General features: G+C 30.8%; 22 protein-coding genes and 1 pseudogene. 7 read left to right on the top strand and 16 right to left on the bottom strand.

Features of this window, described 5'->3' with window-relative positions:
- Window positions 1–7 precede the first annotated feature (7 nt).
- From EAG08_RS11840 to EAG08_RS22675, 4 genes are all read left to right on the top strand, one after another.
- Window positions 8–2236, top strand: coding sequence for a CocE/NonD family hydrolase (locus EAG08_RS11840; RefSeq protein WP_129535612.1), 2229 nt, complete (start codon window positions 8–10; stop codon window positions 2234–2236).
- Between the two features lie 10 nt (window positions 2237–2246).
- Window positions 2247–4481, top strand: coding sequence for a lantibiotic dehydratase family protein (locus EAG08_RS11835; RefSeq protein WP_129535611.1), 2235 nt, complete (start codon window positions 2247–2249; stop codon window positions 4479–4481).
- Window positions 4478–5341, top strand: a complete 864-nt coding sequence (locus tag EAG08_RS11830; RefSeq protein ID WP_228446539.1) for a thiopeptide-type bacteriocin biosynthesis protein — start codon at window positions 4478–4480, stop codon at window positions 5339–5341. Before EAG08_RS11835 ends, EAG08_RS11830 begins: the two co-directional genes overlap by 4 nt.
- A gap of 136 nt (window positions 5342–5477) precedes the next feature.
- Entirely contained in the window at window positions 5478–5600 is a 123-nt protein-coding gene (locus EAG08_RS22675) for a hypothetical protein (RefSeq protein WP_262696734.1), read from the top strand.
- 24 nt (window positions 5601–5624) lie between these two features.
- On the opposite strand, the pseudogene EAG08_RS11825 reads toward EAG08_RS22675, so the two are convergent.
- The 10 genes and pseudogenes from EAG08_RS11825 to EAG08_RS11795 all read right to left on the bottom strand — a co-directional run.
- Window positions 5625–5895 (bottom strand): annotated as a pseudogene (locus tag EAG08_RS11825) (cysteine peptidase family C39 domain-containing protein); the annotation flags it as partial.
- 11 nt (window positions 5896–5906) lie between these two features.
- On the bottom strand, window positions 5907–6764 hold the full coding sequence (gene gwsS, locus EAG08_RS11820; protein ID WP_262696837.1) for a grasp-with-spasm system SPASM domain peptide maturase: 858 nt from the start codon (window positions 6762–6764) through the stop codon (window positions 5907–5909).
- Between the two features lie 402 nt (window positions 6765–7166).
- Window positions 7167–8069, bottom strand: coding sequence for a grasp-with-spasm system ATP-grasp peptide maturase (gene gwsG, locus EAG08_RS11815; RefSeq protein WP_129535610.1), 903 nt, complete (start codon window positions 8067–8069; stop codon window positions 7167–7169).
- Window positions 8070–8092: 23 nt separating this feature from the next.
- Complete coding sequence (locus EAG08_RS11810) at window positions 8093–8842, bottom strand: GLPGLI family protein (RefSeq protein ID WP_262696733.1); 750 nt, start codon at window positions 8840–8842, stop codon at window positions 8093–8095.
- Window positions 8843–9023: 181 nt separating this feature from the next.
- On the bottom strand, window positions 9024–9248 hold the full coding sequence (locus EAG08_RS11805) for a grasp-with-spasm system A modified peptide (protein WP_129535608.1): 225 nt from the start codon (window positions 9246–9248) through the stop codon (window positions 9024–9026).
- Between the two features lie 525 nt (window positions 9249–9773).
- A complete protein-coding gene (locus EAG08_RS21380; protein WP_164998567.1) occupies window positions 9774–9932 on the bottom strand; it encodes a bacteriocin-like protein in 159 nt (52 codons plus the stop codon).
- A gap of 11 nt (window positions 9933–9943) precedes the next feature.
- A complete protein-coding gene (locus EAG08_RS21375; RefSeq protein ID WP_164998566.1) occupies window positions 9944–10090 on the bottom strand; it encodes a bacteriocin-like protein in 147 nt (48 codons plus the stop codon).
- Between the two features lie 33 nt (window positions 10091–10123).
- Entirely contained in the window at window positions 10124–10267 is a 144-nt protein-coding gene (locus EAG08_RS21370; RefSeq protein WP_164998565.1) for a bacteriocin-like protein, read from the bottom strand.
- A gap of 322 nt (window positions 10268–10589) precedes the next feature.
- Window positions 10590–11033: a hypothetical protein gene (locus EAG08_RS11800; protein WP_129535607.1), complete on the bottom strand. Its 444-nt coding sequence runs from the start codon at window positions 11031–11033 to the stop codon at window positions 10590–10592.
- Between the two features lie 158 nt (window positions 11034–11191).
- Window positions 11192–12694, bottom strand: coding sequence for a vitamin K epoxide reductase family protein (locus EAG08_RS11795; protein ID WP_129535606.1), 1503 nt, complete (start codon window positions 12692–12694; stop codon window positions 11192–11194).
- A gap of 174 nt (window positions 12695–12868) precedes the next feature.
- On the opposite strand from EAG08_RS11795, the gene EAG08_RS21365 reads away from it, so the two are divergent.
- Entirely contained in the window at window positions 12869–13030 is a 162-nt protein-coding gene (locus tag EAG08_RS21365) for a bacteriocin-like protein (protein ID WP_164998564.1), read from the top strand.
- A gap of 45 nt (window positions 13031–13075) precedes the next feature.
- Here EAG08_RS21365 and EAG08_RS11790 read toward each other — a convergent pair whose 3' ends face one another.
- Together EAG08_RS11790 and EAG08_RS11785 are read right to left on the bottom strand one after the other, a co-directional pair.
- Window positions 13076–14119, bottom strand: coding sequence for a PA0069 family radical SAM protein (locus EAG08_RS11790; protein ID WP_129535605.1), 1044 nt, complete (start codon window positions 14117–14119; stop codon window positions 13076–13078).
- A gap of 138 nt (window positions 14120–14257) precedes the next feature.
- Window positions 14258–14449 carry a hypothetical protein gene (locus tag EAG08_RS11785; protein WP_129535604.1) on the bottom strand — a complete coding sequence of 64 codons (192 nt, stop codon included), beginning with the start codon at window positions 14447–14449 and terminating at the stop codon, window positions 14258–14260.
- Between the two features lie 180 nt (window positions 14450–14629).
- Between EAG08_RS11785 and EAG08_RS11780 the strand changes: the two genes are divergently transcribed.
- Window positions 14630–14983 carry a hypothetical protein gene (locus EAG08_RS11780; RefSeq protein ID WP_129535603.1) on the top strand — a complete coding sequence of 118 codons (354 nt, stop codon included), beginning with the start codon at window positions 14630–14632 and terminating at the stop codon, window positions 14981–14983.
- A gap of 30 nt (window positions 14984–15013) precedes the next feature.
- Here EAG08_RS11780 and EAG08_RS11775 read toward each other — a convergent pair whose 3' ends face one another.
- Genes EAG08_RS11775 through EAG08_RS11760 form a run of 4 tightly spaced genes read right to left on the bottom strand, consistent with a single transcriptional unit; the run spans window position 15014 to window position 21494 of the window.
- Window positions 15014–17698: a hypothetical protein gene (locus EAG08_RS11775; RefSeq protein WP_129535602.1), complete on the bottom strand. Its 2685-nt coding sequence runs from the start codon at window positions 17696–17698 to the stop codon at window positions 15014–15016.
- A 34-nt stretch (window positions 17699–17732) separates the two neighbouring features.
- Entirely contained in the window at window positions 17733–19601 is a 1869-nt protein-coding gene (locus tag EAG08_RS11770; RefSeq protein ID WP_129535601.1) for a WG repeat-containing protein, read from the bottom strand.
- Between the two features lie 2 nt (window positions 19602–19603).
- Window positions 19604–20398 (bottom strand): DUF2797 domain-containing protein, encoded by a 795-nt coding sequence (locus EAG08_RS11765; RefSeq protein ID WP_129535600.1) that lies wholly within the window; start codon window positions 20396–20398, stop codon window positions 19604–19606.
- A 43-nt stretch (window positions 20399–20441) separates the two neighbouring features.
- On the bottom strand, window positions 20442–21494 hold the full coding sequence (locus tag EAG08_RS11760; protein ID WP_129535599.1) for a DUF389 domain-containing protein: 1053 nt from the start codon (window positions 21492–21494) through the stop codon (window positions 20442–20444).
- Window positions 21495–21571: 77 nt separating this feature from the next.
- Here EAG08_RS11760 and EAG08_RS11755 point away from each other — a divergent pair, with 77 nt between their 5' ends.
- Window positions 21572–22594 carry a GDP-mannose 4,6-dehydratase gene (locus tag EAG08_RS11755; RefSeq protein ID WP_129535598.1) on the top strand — a complete coding sequence of 341 codons (1023 nt, stop codon included), beginning with the start codon at window positions 21572–21574 and terminating at the stop codon, window positions 22592–22594.
- Window positions 22595–22718 lie beyond the last annotated feature (124 nt).

The raw sequence follows: 22718 nt of genomic DNA, 5'->3' as shown, positions 1-22718 counted from the left end.
TTTAAAAATGAAAATCAAATTATTAATTATAGCTTTATTTTTTAGCAACGTACTATTTTCACAAAAATTTTATTTATCTAAAAATTCAATATCAGACTCTTTAGTTTTAAACCAAAACATTTCCAATATCGCAGATAAAATTTCCGAGAAATACAAAAATGCTAAAAGACCAGATTCTTTAGAGAAATTATTTAAATTAGAAATTCTGGCAGGAAACTATAAAAAATCACTTTCAACAATAGATGCTTATAAAAAAGCCTATGCAGATAGCAATAGTGCTTGTATTAAAGCTATAGCTTTTGAATTCTATAGCTTAGCTAAAGAAATAGAAAAAAATGAAAAAATTACTTTTTCAAAAGCATTAAACAAAGCGTTTGAACTAAAATACGCTACCTTACCTGAAAAATACTCTTTTCGTATTACTGATTATTTCACAGAAAATATTCCGGATTACAGAGAAAAATTTCAAAACTCATTAGACTCTTCCAAAAAAACAGACAGCATAAGTTCCAGCTTTGCCATAGGGTTATGTCTAAATTATTTAAACTATAAAACTTATTCAACGATCCAATCTCAAATAATCCAACTTCTAGATTCAAAAGATAAGAAGAAATTTATAGTAGAAACTCATAATCTAAAAACAAAAAGTGGAGGAAGCGTCACTGTAACTGTTACTCGACGAAAAGAAAGCAAGCAGTCTCTACCCGTGATTTTAACGAATAATATATATGCCGGAAAATATGATGATGCCTTAAGAAAAAGAGCTGTAGCATATGATTACATAGGCGTAGTATTAAACACTAGAGGGAAAAGAACCAGCAACGATATAATAGAGCCTTTCGAGCATGAAGCACAAGATGTATACGATGCCATCGACTGGATAAGCAAACAACCTTGGTGCAACGGGAAAGTGGGTATGATCGGTGGAAGTTATTTAGGTTTTAGCCAATGGGGGGCTGTAAAAAAGATACATCCGGCATTGAAAACAATTGTACCTCAGGTAGCTGTAGGAATAGGAATAGATTTCCCTAAAAACAATAACGTATTCATGAGCTATATGCTGCAATGGATATCTTATGTTACTAACAATAAATTTACTGATGAATTAGATTTTAATAATTATGCAAAATGGGACTCTATCAATACAGCATGGTATAAGAATGGCAGATCCTTCAGGGCATTAGATTCAATAAGTGGAAAACCCAACAAAATCTTTCAAAGATGGCTAGATCATCCTGATTATGATGAATATTGGAAAAACATGATTCCTTATAAAACTGATTTTTCAAAAATAAATATTCCTGTTCTTACTACAACAGGCTATTATGATGCAGATCAGTTAGGCGCATTATACTATTTTAAAGAGCATTACAAGTATAATAACAATCCCAACCATTATTTGGTAATAGGTCCTTATGATCATGGAGGAGCACAAAATTTTGCTACAAATATATTACGAGGCTATAAGATAGATGAAGTAGCTAGAATTAATATCAATGACTTAGCTTTTTCGTGGTTTGATTATATTTTAAAAGATGGCAAAAAACCGGAATTACTGAAAGACAAAATCAACTTTCAGGTTATGGATACCAATGAGTGGTATCACGCCCCAACTATAGAAAAAACCCATAATAGTTCATTAACCCTTTACCTTAAGAAAGATTTAAATTCAAACAGATTAATCAAAGAAAAACCTAAAACAACTGATTTTATTACTCAAATTGTTGATTTTAAAAACAGAGAAGAAAAAGATGTTTATTTTAATGCAGGAAAAGATAGCATACGAATTAATAACTCTATTGTTTATCAAACGGATATATTAGATAAAGATGTTATCATCAGCGGTGCATTTACTGCAAGACTCAAAACTGCAATCAACAAAAAGGATATGGATATTACCATAAACTTATTGCAGATAAAACCGGATAAAACTATGTTTTATCTGTCTGATTATTTAGGTAGGGCAAGTTATACCAAAAGCAATGAGCAAAGACAACTTTTAAAACCAAATGAAATAGAAATTATTCCTATTGATAATTCGACATTTGTGAGTAAGAAAATTTCTAAAGGCAGTAAACTTATTGTCATTTTAGGAATAAATAAAAGTCCCGATTATCAAATCAACTACGGTACAGGAAAAGACGTAAGCGAAGAAACAATAGCTGATGCAAAAGAACCTTTGGAAATAAAATGGTACAACGACAGTTATATTGAAATTCCAATTCTAGAAGAATAAAAATGCCCCAATTCCCCTATCATTTTTTGAAGAGTATATTGTTCGTTCTCCATTATTTTCACGCAGGAATTTTCATGAAAATGCATATAAAGAAGCCTTTTCTGATGATGAACTAAAAGAAATTTGCGAAGATTCGATTTTTCAGGAGGCAATATATCTAGCGTCACCCAATCTGTATCATGAGCTGAATCGATGGTTGCATTCAGAAAAAGAATTATCCTCAAGTCAACACCAAAAATTTAAAAACACCATTTTAAAATACTATACCAGAATGAGTACAAGATGTACTCCATTCGGACTTTTTTCAGGGGTTGGCTTGGGGAAATTTAATCAAGAAACAATAAATAACAAACTTTCTGACAACATTCAGTTACAAGTAAGAGATACGAAATTGGATATGCATCTATTGGTTTTTCTTTCGAAGACTTTAGAGAAAAATCCGAACATTAGAAACCAACTTCTATATTTCCCAAATAATAGTATTTATAAAATAGGGAAGAAAATTCGTTACGTCGAGTACGAATATAAAGAAGGAAAAAGAGATTACATTATTTCGTCGGCTCCAGTCTCTGAAGAGCTATCTCAGATATTAGATTTCTCAAAACAAGGTAAAACCATCACAGACACTGCAAAAATTCTTGTAAATGAAGAAATAAATCATGAAGAAGCAAAAGAATTCATAGAAGAATTGATTGACAATCAGGTTTTAGTGAGTGAGCTAGAGCCTAATGTTTCAGGATGCGATTTTTTAGATACCCTAATTTCTATTCTAAACCGAATTGAAGCTAAAAATGAGACTGACGTTTTAATTTCAATAAAAAATAAATTAACCGAATTGGACTTAAAGATCGGAAACCAAGTTTCTTTATACTCAGAAATTGAAGATCTGATTAAATCTTTCAAAACAGATTATGAGCAAAAGTATCTCTTCCAGACGGACGTTTATTTTAAAGATGAATTTACAATATCAACTCATTGGAAAAAAGAAATCAAAAAAGGCTTGAGTTTTCTCAATAAGATTACTTTACTAAACAAAGACACTCCTTTTGAACATTTTAAAAAAGCATTTTATGAAAGGTTTGAAACTCAAGAAATACCCTTATCTTATGTTTTAGATACAGAAATAGGTATTGGCTACCTTCAGAATAAAAACGCTAAAGGAATTCATCCGTATTTGGACGATCTAAAACTTCCCAATTCTCAAGAGAAACAAAATTTCCATATTCAACTAACCCCATTTCAAAGAATCCTTAATGAAAAGTTGCAGGAAGCTTTAGTCGAAAATGAATTTACGATTTCATTAAATGATAATGACATAAAAGATTTTGAAGAGAAATGGCATGATTTACCGGATACTTTATCAGTTATGGCAGAAATCGTCTCCGAAAATAATCATGAGAAATTATGCATTAGAAGTGTTGCCGCAAGTAGTGCAGCAAACCTTTTAGGAAGATTCTGTTCAGAAAAATCACATCTTCAACATTTAACGAAAGAAATTACAAAAAAGGAAGAGATGCTTTCCTTCGGAAATCTCATGATAAACTCAGATCAGCATGACAATAGTGAAATTTTAGCAGAAATCATTCATCTGCCAGAAGCCAGAATTGGAAACATCATCAGAAGACCTTCGCTGCGTGAATATGAAATCCCATATTTAGCTGCATCTGTTTTGCCGAAAGAAAACCAAATTCTTGTCGATGACCTATATATTTCTTTGAATAATAACAGAATTATTTTACGGTCAAAAAAACTGAATAAGGAAGTAAAACCTTACTTGACCAATGCACACAATTACCATCACAATGCTCTGCCGATTTACCATTTTTTATGCGATTTACAGTCACAAAACACTCGTACAGGTTTGTATTTCAATTGGGGAGGTCTTTCTCAGATTTATAAATTTCTGCCAAGAATAGAATACAAAAATATCATCTTATCAAAAGCCCAATGGAATATAACAGACAAAGAAATTGCTTCATTAGAATCATTACTGGAAAATAAAAATGAATTTCTTTCACGAATGGAAATATGGCGAAGCAAAAGACAAATTCCCCAATGGATACAATGGGTGAAATCTGATAATACTTTACCCATGAACTTAGAAAATTATGACATGGCAAAACTTTTTATACAAACAATAAAAAGTGAAAAATCGATTACGATTGAAGAGTTTTTATACAATGAGAATGATGATTTTAAGCGAGAATTTATTTTCCCGATGTACAAAGAGAAAGTAGAAATATGATGATTGAAAAGAGAAAATTTGCTCCTGGGACAGAATGGCTCTATCTGAAAGTTTATACTGGTGTTAAGACTTCCGACCTTATTTTAGAAGAAACAATAAAGCCTCTGACTGAATATCTACAGACAAATAATTATATCTCAAAATGGTTTTTCATTCGCTATCATGATCCAAAACCGCATTTGAGAATAAGATTTTGTTTAAATAATATTAAGGATTACATTACCGTGCTTAACAGAATAAATGAAGAACTTCAAGAGTTTGTTGACAGCGGAGAAATCTCAAATATTTCAATCGAAACTTATAGCAGGGAAATTGAACGTTACGGGCAAAACACCATAGAAGAAGCCGAAACGTTATTTCACAAAAACAGCGAATTTACTTTACTGTGTCTGCCATACGATGATGAAGATAAGTTGATCTTCAGTATTTTTTATATGAATGAAATGTTGAATAAGCTTAATCTTGTAATTACTGAAAAGCTTGTTTGGATCAAAATTTTTAATGATGCATTCAAAGAAGAATTCAATGCCGATAAAAATCTCAACAGGCAGTTAGACAAAAAACACAGAGAATTTAAACCGAAACTAATGAACTTCATGCAATCGGATGAGTTTTCGGACGAAAGAAATGCAATTATTCTTCATATTGAAGAATGCGCTTCTGTACTGCAAAATATTCTTCAGCAACATCAAAACCAATCTCTGGAAGTTTCTTTGCAAAGTTTTTTTCAAAGCATATTTCACATGAGCATCAACAGACTTTTTGTTTCTAACCAAAGATTGTTTGAAATGGTGATTTATGATTACTTATTGAGGTATTATAAATCATTAGCATTTTATAGTCTTCATGAAAAAACTTGATAATTAATATTAAACCAAAACAGTTCAATTAAGTAATGAGAGATAATATCTCAAAATAAGCCAAACCCAATACCAAAAAAGAGAATTTGTAAAGTTAAAAATAACTTTACAAGAATGGCAGAGAATTTCAAAACTTTTGGACGTTGAAGTTGATGAGATTTACGAAGAATATTTTAATCCGACTCGTGCGATCAACTTCTACGACGAATTAGAAATGTTGAAAGAAAAAATTAAAATTTTGGGGCAAAAATTAGCTTAAATGTTATTTAACATTTCTAAATAAATGATTTTTGTTCCAGTGTACAATACAAGGGAAAGGAACTTCTTCAGCCAATGTATTAAAATCGATCTGCACTCCCAAAGAACGGAAGCCCAAATCTTCAGCAGCATCGCTCAAACCAAGCAGACTGCTTCCTTCTCTTGTCGTTTCTGAGAGGTTACGAATTTGTTGTAAAGAAATGTCTTTTGCCGTAATATTTGCTGACTATCCTGAGACAGGTAGGACCGCAATCTTTGGAATCCGGCTGAAGGTAAAAGGGGAATTTTTTTGCCAATTAATTGTGATTTAATTTTTCTTAACCAATTCTTGCATGCCATAATACTTTATCGCTTTCTCTTTAAGTGGGTTGATACTCCACTCTTCCCATTCACCAGTATAAGGATCATAACCACATTTTAATGGTTTTGAAATATCTAATCCTTCTTTATCTTCATGTGTTCTTTCGGTATAAGCTCTGCAATCTGTACAAATATAACGAAACTCACAGTCTTTGCAAACTTCTATTTTGTCTTTAGTAAGATTCCAATATTTTTTGAAATCTTTGTGGTTTAAGGCTGTTTCTAAAGTGGTCTCTTTAATATTCCCAAAACTTTGAGGCATGGAAGGGCAGTTTCTAATGTTACCTTCAGAATCTATGGAAATTTTTTTGTGGAGACAAGAATTATGATTTATTGCTTCTAAAATTTTCGGAAGGTTTGTATTAAAATATTTGAAATCTACCTTACCACAAGAATTCATTTTAATACTCTGATTAGTAAATGTTAAATCGAATCTATAGTTATCTTCGACTTGAAATGGAGCTTCATTACAATTATAAAAAACTAAATTATAAATTCTAGCAGTTTTGAGATTCAAATCATTAATAAATGTGGAGTTAATAGCTTTATGATAATGAGAATAGATTTCTATGCCTTGTAGAATAGATTTTTCAAATATTCTATCTATGCCAATTACATCTTCTAAACTTAAATTTTTGTCAAAATGGATAATAAGATGTTGTATCTGAAGTTTTTCAATGGATTGCTTTATTTTTTGAAGAACTGAAATATCAATAATTTCAGCAAATAAATTAGAAATTGAACTAGGATTTTTATATTCGTAAGAAAGTGGTGGGAAATTTTTATCCCAATCGTTTTCTGTAATAAAACCATACTCCTTATCTAATAAAAAATCTAAATATTCTTGAAATTTTTTTTTGATTTTATATTTAAATTCTTACTTATATCTTCAATTGAATTATTTTTTAATTCTTCAAGTATATCGTTGAACTCTTTTGAATGTAATTCTGAAACATTTCTTTGTAAATCAGAAATCAGAATTCTATTGGCTCCTTTTGTTATTAGAATATTGCTGAAAAAATTAAAGAATCTCATATTAATCTTGTTAGATTTTTATTCGGTTTTGTCCTTTTGTAAAAATCAGTTAAACACGTTTCACATTTTACGTAAAAAACAACATTATTATTTAATTTAAATTTTTCCTTTTTAAAAACCTCTAAATATTGAAAGGTAAGTGGGAGTAAATTTTTTTCTTGAATGAAATTTTTCATAAGTTACTTGCTATAATTTTATCTAAGTTATAATTACAATTGTCCGAATGTGCTAAAAATTGACCAATTGGATTAACTTCTAAGAAAAAATATTGATTGCCTTTCTTAATAAAGTCTAATGAGCCACTATTTAAATCAAGCATTTTCATAAGTTTTTGGCATTTCCTCTCAATCTCTTCTGGGATTAAATATGGTACATTTCTATTTGGTTTATCGTCGTTGTATTTTCTAAAATCAACTTTTGTCTGGTTATCATTTTGAGAAAATATTGCCGTAGACCAACACATTCCATTTAAATAGAATATTCGTATTTCGAAATCTTTATCAATTTTCTCTTGAAAAAAAGAAATAAACACATCATTATCAATCAATTTATCAACGACATTAGTATACATCATTGCATCTTCATCTTCAGTAATTGATTGTAACATTGGGTTTCCAGCAAGAGGTTTTACTATTGTTTTTCCTATCAATAATTTATTCATTTTATTTGATAAAAAATATTTAGGTATATCCAAACCAACTTTTTTCGCTTTTTCTAAAACTAAAAGTTTATTAAAATGTACTTTAGACTGTTTATTTATGTGAGGTTTAGATTCAATTATATTTAGAACATAATCTTCGAGCCAATGTTGAACTTCATTCATATGTAAATCTACAGCCTCATTACTATAACGTAAACGTTTAAATTTAATTCCACCTCTTCTGTACCAGACGCTTACTATATCATCTAAAAAAAAATAATTTTCATCACTTTGGAGAGCTAACTTATCATCTTTCATTATTATTTCAAAATATTCATTCTCATTAACTCTAATGAAATTTTTATCCATTAGCACCAGCCATTTTATAACTTCATTTGTGGTGTTTTCTTTTGTATCGGAAATAATTAATATCATAAATAATAATTAAAAAATTATCTTTAGTAATCAATTCTATGATTGAGTTCTATCGGGTTGTTTGTACTTTTTATATAATTCTGTTGTCCCTTGTTCATTTCTTTTAAATTTAACTCAATATCATTTCCTTTTGCATCCTGATATCTATAATATTTATAACTTTTAATTTTTTGTTCTAAAGAAGAATTAGGATTTTCATAATATGTTTTTGCTAATTTTTCAAATTTATTCCAATCAATAGTTATCGTATTCTTTTTAACATCAAATAAGTTTGAGGATTTTTTAATTTCAATCAAATTAAACTCATAATCTCTATCTTTATCAACTATTGAAACAATTAATCCAGGTAAACCATTAAAAATGTATGGACCATCATTAATTGGAATTTCATTTGTGAACCAAGCTATCCATTCTCTTCCACCATAATTGACTGAGGCTTTCTGACAGTTATTACTACCTATTTTTTTCTTTTCAGATAAAATTTCCCATTTTAAAACTTCTTGTATTCTAATAAGATATATAAATTCGCTATTTGTGATTATATTTGCGATATCACTATTTATTAAATTTTTTTTTATATAAAATTGATTTTCAAAATTTGAAGAATATATTTTTGATGATCCATTATTCATTTTTAAAGAATCCGAAATTCTATCAACCTTACTCCGAAATATAGAAACATTATCTGAAAAATCTAAAATCATTGTATTAGTAATATACTTATCAGGATTTTTTTTATTTAATCTATATTTCATTTCATAAACAAAACTCATTTTTTGTCCAAACAAAAATGTCATTAGAAATAGAGAAGTTACAATTAAACACTTTTTCATAAAAATATATAACGCCGTAAATTTGCTTATTTTGTAAAAAAACTGAATTTTTCTCAAAATCTATCATTGAAAAACTAAAAAAGTCAAAGAAAGGGTGGAAACTCCACCCCTTTGTTTGACTTTAATAAAAAGGATGGTCACAAAATGTCAGCCTAGCTTTATATTGCCAATTATCTTTGGTACCTCCTGCATCAGTATAAACATCTTCATCTCCACATCCTTCACCCACAGCATTAGATGGAGCTGATCTAACTGAATCTTCTCCACCTCTAATAGTACGTAAATCTCTCAATTTTTTGTTTTCAAGAGAAGAGAATGTGCTTTTCATTCCTTTTAAGTTTTTCATAATAAAATGTTTTAAAATATTTTGTGTCACTATCGACCATTCGAATTTAAAAAACTTAATCCACTACAAAAAATAAAAACTATTGCTTTTTACAGCCTTTATTTTTTGACATAAGAAAATTATTCATAAATTCGTTGTAAGAACACAAATATTCAAATGAAAAAAGAAAAACTGATCACAGCTCGTAAAGCAAGCAAAATTTCGCAAACAGATATTGCTACATATCTCAAAATAAGCCAAACTCAATACCAAAAAGAGAATCCGGAAAGATAAAAATAACTTTCCAAGAATGGCAGAGAATTTCAAAACTTTTAGATGTTGAAGTTGATCAAATCTATGAGGATCATATCAATTTAACAAATACAATCAACTTAAAAGAAGAATTACAAATCTTGAAAGAAAAAATTAAAATTTTAGAGCAAAAATTAGCATAAATATTATAACAAAAAGAGACTGAATAAACAGTCTCTTTCTTTATAAATGATTGTCAGATATTAGACAAAAATTAATTGTCACTAAAATCCTTTATACATACTGCGGGCAAACCACAGCCGGACAGTAAATTTTCGGACATCTTGGTCTGCCATCTGTAGGACAGCAAGCTGTTGAACATCCAATAAGGATTGGCCCGGCTCCAAAAATGTCTTTCATTTCGTTTCTTGCTAATTTTTTCAGATTTTTCATATGATTATCTTTTAAGATTCTACAGGACATGGTGCAAAACAATAAATATTTGGGCATCTTTTTATTCCCGGAGGAGGACAACATGCTTGAGAACAACCTAAAGCTCCACCGTTAATGCCTTTCATCTGATTTCTTGATACTTTTTTTAAATTTTTCATAATACTGTAATTTAGTTTGATTTGATGATTAAATTATGGCTGGTTTCCGCCACCGCATCCGTCGTAAGGCATGCATTTCCATTTTCCGTCGATCAGGCAAAGTTGCCCACCTTTACAGGTAAGACCTCCCTGAATCGTTTTCAATTCTTGTCGATTGATCTTTTTTAAATTTTTCATACTGATTGAATTTGGTAATTTCCTACTCTTTTTAAGCTTTTCGGATCTCGCTTTTCATTCATTTAAAATTAAGCAATTTTAATTAAATGAAATATTTTAAGCAGGAAAACCTTCATCTTCGATCAATTCGCTGATAAAACAATAAATGTTCACGGTAATGTGAGTTCGAAAACTAATAAAACAGTGTAGAAAATGAACTGTTGTTGCAATCATTTCCTACTAAAGATATATCAGATATTTTTCAAAATTATATTCTTTGTAAATGCCATCCAATGTAACAACTTTTTTTGCGAGGTTAATTTTGTAATTAGTACTCTAGAAATCAACTATTAGAAAATTTAAAGGGCAAATTAACGATGTCAATAACCTTTTCACCATGACTATTTTTTCCAGATTCCCATTTAACTTTTAAAGTGGCCTTATCAGCAGCTTTTTTAACCTCGTTATTAAAAGCTTCATTATTTCCATAAGTAGAAATATTGACCACATTACCCTGAGAATCAATTTTTAAAATAATCTTTGTTTGAAGGTTTTTACCTAAAGATTTTAGCGCATCTTTATTTAAATTATTTTTAACAACTTCAACAAAAGCCTTATTCCCATTTGGATATTGAGCGGGAAAAGCAGTCATTGGTGGTGGTGGAACAGATAAATATTGGGGTTGTTTAGATTCAAATTTATCTTTTACTCTTTCATCCGTTTTTACTTTTTGTGCAAATCCTATTTCGAATACTATTAGAAGTATTAATAAAAATATTTTTTTCATTCTATTCTTAGTCTTGGATAAATTAATATCAAAATCTATCATTACAAGCATGGTTGTGACAACTTATACACTTATTTCATGTGTAATTCCATCCATCACAAGGAGCACTTTTCATTCATTTAAAACTAATCAGTTTTAATTATACAAGAAGTTATTACTTAAAAATCTTCATCTTCAATCAATTCACTGATGAAATAATGAATATCTTCACGATCATATTTATCCGGAAACTGGTAGCCATTAATAATAAAAACAGGTGTGAAAGTAAGCCCGGCAGAACTATTTTCCGCAGTCATCTGAATAACATTTGTAAGGTCTTGCAAATTTTCTGATCCCGATTTTATTTTAATTTCATTTTCATCTCTATTTTTAAACCAAATATCAACTACTTTTAAAAATTCTTTTTGTTTTTTGTTTTTGTAAATGCTCAAAAAATCTGAAATAAGTTGAGTATACTTTTCATCAGCCCTTTCATTTGAATAATTAAACCTCATCTGTGCAGAAATCTCATCAGGATATTGTAAAAGCAAGTCTTCTACGATCTTATGGGCATCTTTACAAAATCCGCAGTAAGGATTAGAAACTACAGAAATATGAAGTTTGGCTTCTTTACTACCTAAGAAAAATGTTTTATTATCTGTAAATTCTATTTTTTCTTTATCTGTAAGTTCTCTTTTGAAAAGGTCATAGTTTCTTTTAAACCTTAAATTCTTTGCATTAGATTTTTTGAGTTCTTCTTTCTGATTCATCAGATTATTTAAAAAAGCAACCATAAAAAACAGAGAAATAAATAAGATGGCGGTAATAAAAACGACAGCCAAAGTTGATTCCATATTAAAAAAGAAAGAACTGATCGCAATCTGAGCCAACAAGACAAAAATAATAACCAGACATACTCTGCAAAGTGATTTTTCAACAAAAACCTGAACATAAAATGAGTAAAAAATCACAAGAATCGAAATGATTGCTGTAATTCTCAAAATAAACTGAGACTGCGGCAAAACAAGCCCTATAAATGTAATTCCAAGGAAATATATCAAGCTAAAATCTGAAAGTTTTAGCCCCAAAACATCTGTTTTATCTGAAGAGAAAATCTTGGAACATGAACTTTGAGAAGAACTATTCGCTGCACCGCCGCAAATATTACTAACCACGGCAGATTCCTGACCAAATTTTTGATTAAAAAGCTCTAAAGAAATATAAACTCCTACCAGCGACAAAATGTTGAAAACACTTTCGTACCAAGTAAACTGCAGAAATGAAAAAAGAATAATAATCCCGAAAACCAAATAAATAAATGGTTTAAAATTGAAAAATGAGGTCGTTTTTACATTCTCCGTTTTCTCAAAAAGAAGCACAAAATCTCCTGAATTTTTGTAAAGATCTTCCTTATTCAGCGTTTTTATTTTATCAGAATAAATTGTGAAATCATTCCCTTTCTTTTTTACCAAAGAAAACGAATTGTCAACCAACGCCATATATTCTTCCGGCAGTTCGTCCCAATATTCTTTATCTAATTCGTAGGCGTCGTTTTTTAACCCTAAAAAGTTCAGAGTATCACTGAAAGCCAGAGCCGAAGGATAGTTGGGATGAGAATTGAACTGGAAGTAAAATTCCTGTTTGTCGAGTTTGAAATGGTCTATGAGTTTGTCGAAATTCATGTATTGATTTGGTATGTAGTTAATTTTATGAAGATAAAAATTAATTTCAAATTAGTCAAATAGAATTAATCTTTTGAATATAAATTTAGTTTATAAAAATGAATACCATAAAGCATCAATACAAACAAAATTTAATTATCTTTACCATATCATCAAATTTTAAAACTAAACAATATGAAAAATCTAAAAAAACTTAGCAAAGGCGAGTTAAAATCAATCTCAGGAGCAGGAGTAAAAGAATTGCCACAACCTGACTTCTGTATGTATTATTGCAACGGCGTTGTAATCTGTGCAACTTGTAGTAAAGATTTTAAATGTCCGGATGATACAATGTAATAATCTGCAAAATTAAAAACCGTTCCTCTCAGGAGCGGTTTTCTTTTAAAACAATCTTAGTTGCTGCTCTTTAGTTCCCGTAAAACCATCAGTTGAAAGCTTAGGAAACTCTTTTCCTTGAAAGTATTTCTTTCTCCCTATTTTAAATGTATTATGAATCATTTCAGCAATATTCCCTTCACCTTTGTGTCTGTCAAAGATCCTTTTATCTCCTAATTTTCCGCCACGCATTGAGCGAATAAGATTTAAAACTTTTTGTGCTCTGTCAGGAAAAGCATCTTCAATCCATTTTACAAAAACGGGTTCCACGGTGTCATTTAATCTCACCAAAGTATAGCCAAAACTTTGTGCTCCTGCATCTGAAATGGCTTTTAAAATAGCCAAAGGCTCATCACTATTCAACCCCGGAATAATCGGAGCAACCATGACATGAGTAGGAATTCCACTTTGAGAAAGAATCTCTACCGCTTTCAGTTTATTTTTTGAAGAACTTGTTCTGGGTTCCATCTTTCTTCGAAGATCTTCGTTGATGGTCGGAATGCTTAACGAAACTGAAACTAAATTCTTTTCAGCCATTGGTTTCAAAATATCTAAATCCCTAAGAACTAAAGCATTTTTTGTAAGTACATTGACAGGATGTCTGTAATCAAGACAGACTTGCAGAATTTTTCGGGTAATTTCAAATTGTCTTTCGGCAGGTTGATAACAGTCTGTGTTTCCGGAAAGCAAAATCGGTTCAGGTTTATAGCCTCTCTTTCTGAAAAATTTCTCTAATAATTCCGGAGCATTTTTTTTGACCATGATTTTTCTTTCAAAATCAATTCCGGCGCTGTAACCCCAATATTCATGCGTTGGTCTGGCGAAACAATAAGAACATCCGTGTTCACAACCCTGATAAGGATTCATAGAATATTCCATCGGCAAATCTTCGCTTTTCACCTGATTCACAATAGTTTTTGGAAAAACTTCAGTGAATGTTGTTTTTATGGTTTCAAAATCTTCATCTTCAGGCTCAAAGGTATATCTGTCGAAACGGTTGATTACATTTCGCTGAGCACCTTGTCCTTTTATGATATTTTCGTTCTGCATTTCTGATGTAAAATTATAAACCTTTGGCTGGAAAATAATGAGTTTTAAGACGAAAGTTTTCCACAAAAAAAATCCAACACCAAAAAATGGATGCTGGATTTTAAAAATTTATATCTCTACTACTTCTTGTATTATATCTTATTTGAAAGCATAAAATTCAATTCCATGATCATCGTCTTCAGAATTTTTGTCAAAATGTCTGTGATGGTCAGAATAATATTCGCTGTATTTTTTATGCTTTTTACTTAATATTTTTTTAACGCTTAAAAAGCTAAGCACCGCCAAGAGACCAACTCCTCCCGCAAGTAAAACTCCTACTTCTTTTTTCATATTTAGTACAATTTTGTAATATGGTCTATCAAATAGTGTACCTTTTTCACCCACTGTCATTATAATTTTTGTTAACATTAAAACCAAGTAATGAGATTGCACAATTAGCTTACAAAGCATGTTATGGTTTGAAAATTGCACTTATCTATTGAACTGACACGCAACAAAAAATTAATTATTATGGAAAATCCGGAAAACATTGACAGAATGACCACCCTAAGCCAGGTCATGGAAAGATTACGAGAAAGAGGCATTCACAGGGAATTCAGAATGAATGAATCTTGCGAAATGAAATATGAAGATTCAGACAAAAATTATCACCCCAACGAACTGACCATTTTAAAAACCTATCGTTTTGAAGGTGACAGCAACCCCGATGACAGTGCCGTTTTGTATGTGCTCGAAGATAATTCAGGAAATAAAGGCATCATCATTGATTCTTATGGTGCAGACAGCAATTATTCCGGACAAGAATTTGATACTTTTTTAAGAGATATCCCTGTTAACGAAAGTGAAGAATATAATTTTAATTAAATTTTAAATTAATACAAATATGCCCGAAGCCTAATTAGTTTCGGGATTTTCTTTTTTGTTAAAGACTTTTCTGAAAATTCCTTTTTTCTCTTTTGGTTTTTCCATTTCTGGTTTTTGAATAGATTTTACTGCTTTAGAAATATCTTTTTTAGCTTCTTTTACTGAAGCCTTCGCATCTTTAACGGTATTTTTCACCTCTTTTACCGTTTCCTTTGTTTTTTCAACGGTTTTTTTAGTTTTATCGATATCAATACCTATCAACGTTTTCTTCAAACCGTCTTCAATACCTTTCCAAAACAGATTAAAGAATGATTTTGTAGGATCTCTTTCAACATTTTCCACTGTGACCGATTCCGGAAATTTCCCTGAATCTGATTTAACGAAAATATTCACCACAGCGCTCAAAACACCTTTTTTCTTTTTGCTGTCTTTATCTAATATTGAAACTTTCAGATCTTTATGTTTTATATTAAAAGTTCCGCCGATACCTTTCGGATTTCCTTTAAAATTAAATAACATTTCCTGAATTGTTCCGGTAGCTGTAACGCTCATATAAGGAACGACAAATGCGTTCAGTGCCACTGCCGGAATATTATTCAGTTTTCCTGTAATGGTAAAGCGATCACTCTGATCTGCTGTATTGAAGCCCCAATTGACAGAAAGTGGTGAGCTTTCCATAAACGTACAATCGATTTTGATGTCAACCTGAGTGGGTTTGCCTTTCATTTTGGCAGAATTCAGATTCTTAACGTTCATATTGAAATTAGTAAACGTCAATTTCCCTGGTCCGCTACTCTTCGGTGTATCTTCTTCATATTCTAAAACTGAATTTTTTAGTTGAAGCAGATCAATAAACATCGGGATTTTTATATTCCTTAAAAGCCTTGAATACAATAGTTTTTCCTTCGGATCATCAGCCGGAATTTTACTTCTGAAAATATTGGCATTCGCAGACAAAATGGTAACATTAGTAGCATGAAGAAATTTATCTTCAGAGAAAAAATCCCATTGCCCTGCAACATTCACTTGATTTGCTTTTAAATCATATAAATCGCTCTCAACTGGAATCATTCTGATAAACTGTGCTCTCGAAACCAACGGTTTCATCGCAAACTGATCCAGTTTTATTTTATTTTTATCAAATGCTAAAGCAGCAACCGTCATGTTGTAAAATTTCGTTTTGTAGGCGAAATTTTTCGTCGTCAGTGTATAATCTTTTACCTTAACAGCCAATCCACCATTCTTTGGTTTTTCGCTGAGTTCAATATTTTTTATGGAAGCATTTAGATCATTAAAAGTGAGCGGCTGGCTTCCTTTATCGTATGTAATATTTGAGTTTTTCAGATTGACATTTCTGATAGCAATAGGAAATTGAATTCCATCAAAATTTGATTTTTTATCAGACTTTCCTGTTCCTGCCGTAATGTTTCCGTTCACTTGATTGACTAAAACATCCTGAACATCGAGATTGAGTTTTTTATCAACAATTTCCCATTTATTGATGTTAAAAGCAATTTGATTTGCCTTTAGATTCATCGTAGTTTTGTTTGCCTCGGAATGATTGGGAATAATCGAAATATTTCTGATGTCACCTTTTTTCGGACTTAATGCAATGCTTTCTACGTTGATGTTCTGGTGGTTAAAAAACTGGATATCTCTCCCTGAAAAATTAAAATCCTTGTATCTCAAAGGAATCATTTCTTCAAAAGTTTCTTTGCTGAACTCAATATTTTTAATGTTTAAATTGACGTTTTTCGCAAACAATAGTTTGTTTCCATCAGGTTTATTCACTTGAATGAGCGCATTATTTAATTTAAAATCATCAAGATTTAATTCAAAATTAGTTGGCTTTTTTACTTTATCCGGAACTGCATTGGTGGTATAAACTAAAATATTAGGGTTTTGAAAAGTAGCATTCGTGAGAGAAACTTTATTATCCTTTAAAACAACATCTTTAAAATCAATTTTCTGGATGGTTGCCGATATCAATTGCTTTTTCTTTGGATAAATTTTCTTGAAATTTTCAAAATCAATAATTGGCACAAGTTGAAGGTTGTCAATAGAAATCTGCCCGTTCGTTGTCGTTATTTTATTTATTTTTAAAGTATAAATATTATCAGGTTGAAAGAAAAAATTCGTCCCTTTGATGCTGTATTGGTCGAAGACAAAAGGAAGTTTGTCTTGTACAGACTCTTCTGTCATCTGAAGATTCTCAACCATTAAATCTAAATCATTAACCGAAAAAAACTTTTGCTTTGTATGCCTAAATACCTGAATAGTTCCGTTGTTGATTCTTATGTTTTCAAAATCAAGAGGAGTGGTGTTTTTTTCTTTTTTCTTATCTGCGGGTTTCGCTAAATTGATATTCAGATTAGGCTTTGCCAAATAAATATCTGATGTACTTATTTTTTTATTAAAAATCGCATCATAAATTCCTAAACGGCTAATTTTCAAGCTATCAACCGTTCCCTGAAAACCTATAATATTTACATTTTGAGGATTTTTATTGTTAACGGTTATTCCTGTTGCAAAAATATTTCCGGTTCCCAAATCTACGTTCAGAGATTTGTACGAAACTTTATAGTCTGTATTTTTCTTGATATAATCAGGAAGCTGGGTTTTTAGCCAAATGTTGATTGCTAAGTTGGCAATCAGAATAAGTCCGAATACAATTCCAAGACCTATTATTAGCTTCTTAACCCAGGGTTTTTTCATGATTTAGTTATTTGAATTAATGTTTCCATCTTTACTACTTAGTTCTTGGAGGCAAAGGCGGTTCTGGTATTTGTTTTCTATTAATAACGGGAATTTCAGAATTCTCAATTACAAATTTTCGAGTTAAGTTTGATTTTACAATTTTTCCTTTAGCATTAATTTGAAGATAAGAATTTCCTTTTTTTGCATAAATTCTTGGTTCAGTACTATTATAGCTGTAGAAATCACTTAGATTAGGATAAATTTCATCATAAATAAAATCACACAAAACATTTCCTTCCTCATCTATAATTCCTTCTTTGTTTTGTTTCTTAGCGAAAATTAAGCCATTGAGATACCTAAATTTATCATAAATAGGCGGAATGGTGATTTTAAAAGTTTCATGATCGATTAAACCGGTTTTTCCGTTTTTGATAATAAATTTTGAATGTCTTGGTCCATATTCTGTCCAATTAGAAATTTCATCATATTCTAAAGGAAGAATTATTTTTTTGTTGATATCAATAATTCCGAATTTTTTGTTTTTGGAAACGCTAAGAAAATTATGATTATTAAATATTGGAGTCATCGAATTATATCCATCTATTAATACATGATTATTACTATTTATTACTTTGCCATCAGCAATAAACAAATTCTTTTTACGAAGTTCTTCGTCATCAAATTTATCATACAGCGGGTATATTATTTTGTATTGAACAGGAATTTTGATTTTTCCTTTCTCATCAATGATACCGAATTTATTCTTTTGAGAAACTGAGAAGAGATTAGTCCTTTCAATTTTGTAAATTTCATCAAAATCAAAAGGGATAATTTCTTCTCCAGTGGAAGCAATCATTCCGTATTTATTTTCTAGATTTTTAAAAATTACAAAAGGGGTTTTATTAGAAAAATCATTGTAAACTGGTTCATAAGATTCTCCTAATTTTTTCAGATTCCTATTAAAAATAGAATATATCTTGCCTTTTCTGGCATTATAATATTCCGAAGAATTGTGATTTGAATCAAAATACTCTACAAAATCATATTCTATCGATACTTTTGCTTCACCATTAGGTTTAATCATTCCATATTTACCATTCCTTTTAACAATTGCATTATTGTAGGTGTCAAAAACCGATGCCGAGTCAAATTTATTATTGGGAAAAGCAGGTTCTATTTTTTCATTAAGGAATTCGTATTTTCTATCTTTAAAAACTAAAACAGCTCCATTTTTAAAGTATGTTGTTACTTCACTTATGTTTGAGAGAGGTTTTATATTTAAATTATACCCGCTGAAAACCTTATCATAAATAAAATCAGAAAGAAGTTTGCCATTGTTATCAATAAAAGCCCATTTTGATCCTTTGGAAACAATTACAATATTGTCTGCATGTGAGTTTTGTACAGATTCATAAATAAGAGGAATCACCTCTTTACCATTTTTATTGATAAAACCAAATTTATTATTTCTTGAGACAATACATAATCCCTGATAAAAAGAATCTACACCATCATATTTAAATGGAATTGCAACATTTCCTTTGGTATCTAAAAACCCATATTTTCCATCTTTTTTCGCTTCTACCAATCCTTCTGAAAAAAGACCTACTTTTTCATATATAGCAGGAATTATTATTTCTCCTGTGGAATTAATGTAAAGTTCTTTTCCTTTATCCTTCGCATAAACCAGTTTATTTTCATCAAAAGGATTTACAAAATCATAGATGAATGGAATTTTCACACTATTGTTATCATCAATAAAACCCCATTTATTTGGTTTATTAAGTAATATTCTTTTCCATCCTGTTACAACATCTTTTTCGGAAATTGAAATATTTTTCTGCGACAAATCTATTTTATCTTGTGATTTAGAATTACAAGAAATTATGATTCCAAACAAAATAAATAGAAGTTTTTTCATATCTATGAAATTCCCAGCTCAATCACATATCCCTCATGCCCTCTTATATTCATAAAATCACCACCTTCAAAAGCTAAATATTGTCCTTTAATTCCAACAAGTTTTCCTGAAAATTCAGGTTTTTTGTCTAAAGTAAAAGAAGTCACTTTTTCCGGCTTTGAAAAAGGATAATCAAACTTCCACATATCTTCGCCTTCAGAATAAAACTTTTGGAAATCTTCAGGGAAATATTCTTTTATTTTCTGCTGGAAATCTGCCAAATCTACCTCATCTTCAAAATCATCCTGCAACATTTTTCTCCAATTGGTTTTGTCGGAAAGATGTTCTTTGAGGGCAACTTCTATCATTCCGGCTTCATAACGGTTTTCGGTTCTGGCTATCGGTAAAGCAAATGTTGCGCCCTGATCGATCCATCGTGTCGGAATTTGCGTATTTCTCGTCACACCCACTTTCACATCGCCGGTATAAGCTAAATATACGGTATGTGGCTGCAATTGGATTTCTTTTTCTACATCAAGATTACGCTCACCAATTCCTAAATGTGCGGTAGAAAGCTCCGGACGAATAATGGTATCACTGGCATATGGACTTTCAAAAAAACAGCTTTTGCAGAAGCCCATTCTGTAAATTGTTTTATTTAAACCACAATTTACACATTGATAACCTGTATGTTTAATGCTCAATTTCTTACCTAACAATTCGTTCATATGGATGAGATCACCCGAAAGATTCAGATAATATTGAATAGGTTGATCATTGAAACTCGTCATTTTTAAAATTTGCCCTTGAAACTGCATGTTTATTAACTTTTAAGTAAATATAAAATTTTAGAATCAGTTATTATTCTTTTTTGGTTTTTAATCGTTCCATTTCTAGCTTTAATTCAGAAATTTGCGCCTGCATTTCGTTTATTTTTGCTGTTTCTGGATTTTGCTGTTTTGGTGAATACTGCCAAATAAGATGGATGTCTTTTACAAGATTATTGTGTTCGTCTAATCTGTTTTTGCTGATTGCTACACTGTCGTTTAATAATGTGATTTTTAAAAACTTCTCTCCCTTTTCCTCAAAATTTTCGTGACTGATAATAGCGAGTTCCGGATGGTTTTCTTTGATGGTTTTAATGTAACTTTCAGATCTTTCTTTAAGCTTTTCTTTTTCCCATTTCTTTTTTGTCAGTAGAATGCTTGGAATAAGAATTAAAGCAGAAATTAAACTGATAAAAAGAGATATTTTTTGGTTTTTAATTTTGTTTTTCTGAAGGTAGTATTTTTGATAACCTAAAATAATACTAAGAATCCAAGTGCCAACTGCGATAAAGAAACAGTTGATTAAGTAAAAGTAAAATCCTCCCCAGAAATATTCCCAATTTCCATTTGCTATTCCGTATCCGGCGGTACAAAGTGGCGGAATGCATGCGGTAGAAACTGCAACTCCCGCAATTACTTTGATCGCTTCTTTTCTTACAATGCCCAAAAACCACGCAAAACCTCCTAATAATGCTAAAAAACAGTCAAAAATAGTAGCGGTTTTAAAGCTTTCGAGTTGTGCGGTTTCTGAATGAAAAGGTGTGATGAAAAAATACAATGCAGACGAGCAAAGTGCCACGACAATCATTAGTGCCCAATTGATAATGCCTAAACGCATCAAATGTCTGTTACCAATCGAAAAACCGAATGCTGCGCCCACGATTGGTCCCATTAAAGGTGATATCAACATCGCTCCGATTACCGCTGCCGGACTATTGATATTTAGGCCGATACAGGCAATACCCATCGAGATGACCAAAAGCCAAAGATTGTGACCACGAAAGAAAATGCCTTCCTCAATCTCATTAAAGGTAAAATCTTCTTCTTCCTCTTTCGGTAAAGCAAAAAGTTTTTGAAAATTAATCATCAATTCAGTTTAAAAAACAAAAGTAAGAAAAGAGCATTCAACTATTATTAATAAATTTGTCTTCTAAAAAAATACACATGACGTATCTCGTTACGGGAGGAAGCGGATTTATTGGTTCTCACTTGATAGAAGAATTATTGAAACACGGACATTCTGTCATAAACATTGACAATTTTGATGATTTCTATGATTATAAGGTGAAAATTAAAAATACTTTAGATTCTATTGAAAAAAATATTGATTTTGAATTTTCTGATAAAGAAAGCGACATTCAAAATTTGATTTCCGCATCAAAATCAGAACGTTACACTTTATATGATCAGGATATCAGGGACAAAAAAGGTTTGGAAAAAATATTTAAAAATCATCAGTTTGATTTAATTATTCATCTAGCTGCACTTGCCGGAGTTCGACCATCTATCGAAAGACCTTTAGAATATGAGGAAGTCAATGTTCGAGGAACAATGAATCTTTGGGAACTGTGCAATCAGTTTGGAATTAAAAAATTCGTTTGCGCTTCTTCCTCAAGTGTTTACGGAAACAATGAGAAAACTCCTTTTTCAGAAACCGATAATGTAGACCATCCTATTTCCCCTTACGCTGCAACCAAAAAATGTGGTGAAATTTTAGGTCATGTTTATCACAGCTTGTATTATATCGATATGATTCAGCTAAGGTTTTTTACCGTTTATGGACCGAGACAAAGACCTGATCTAGCGATACATAAATTCACAAAACTGATTTCAGAAAACAAAGAAATCCCTTTCTACGGCGACGGAAACACCGCTAGAGATTACACATACATCGACGATATCATTGATGGAATTGTGAAATCAATTGATTATTTAGAAAAGAATTCTAAAGTGTACGAAATTATTAATCTGGGGGAAAGCGAAGTCATCAAGTTGTCTGAAATGTTGTCTGCTATCGAGCAAAATCTTGACAAAATTGCCATAAAAAAAATACTGCCAATGCAGCAGGGCGATGTGCAGAAAACCAATGCTGACATTACAAAAGCTAGAAATCTGCTTGGTTACGCCCCTACAACAAACTTCCAAAATGGCACAAAAAAATTTGTGGAATGGTTTTTGAGAAAATGACATCAACCTACCGCAATCACGCTCACAAAAGCATTTGCAGTAAACATAGACAAAATTTAATAAAAGAATTGAAAATCAAGTCATAAAAAAAGTTTATAATATAACCTATTTTTATACTTTTGCA

This window comes from Chryseobacterium sp. 3008163 (assembly GCF_003669035.1).
Classification (GTDB): domain Bacteria; phylum Bacteroidota; class Bacteroidia; order Flavobacteriales; family Weeksellaceae; genus Chryseobacterium.
This window is presented reverse-complemented; position numbering and strand designations above follow the sequence as displayed.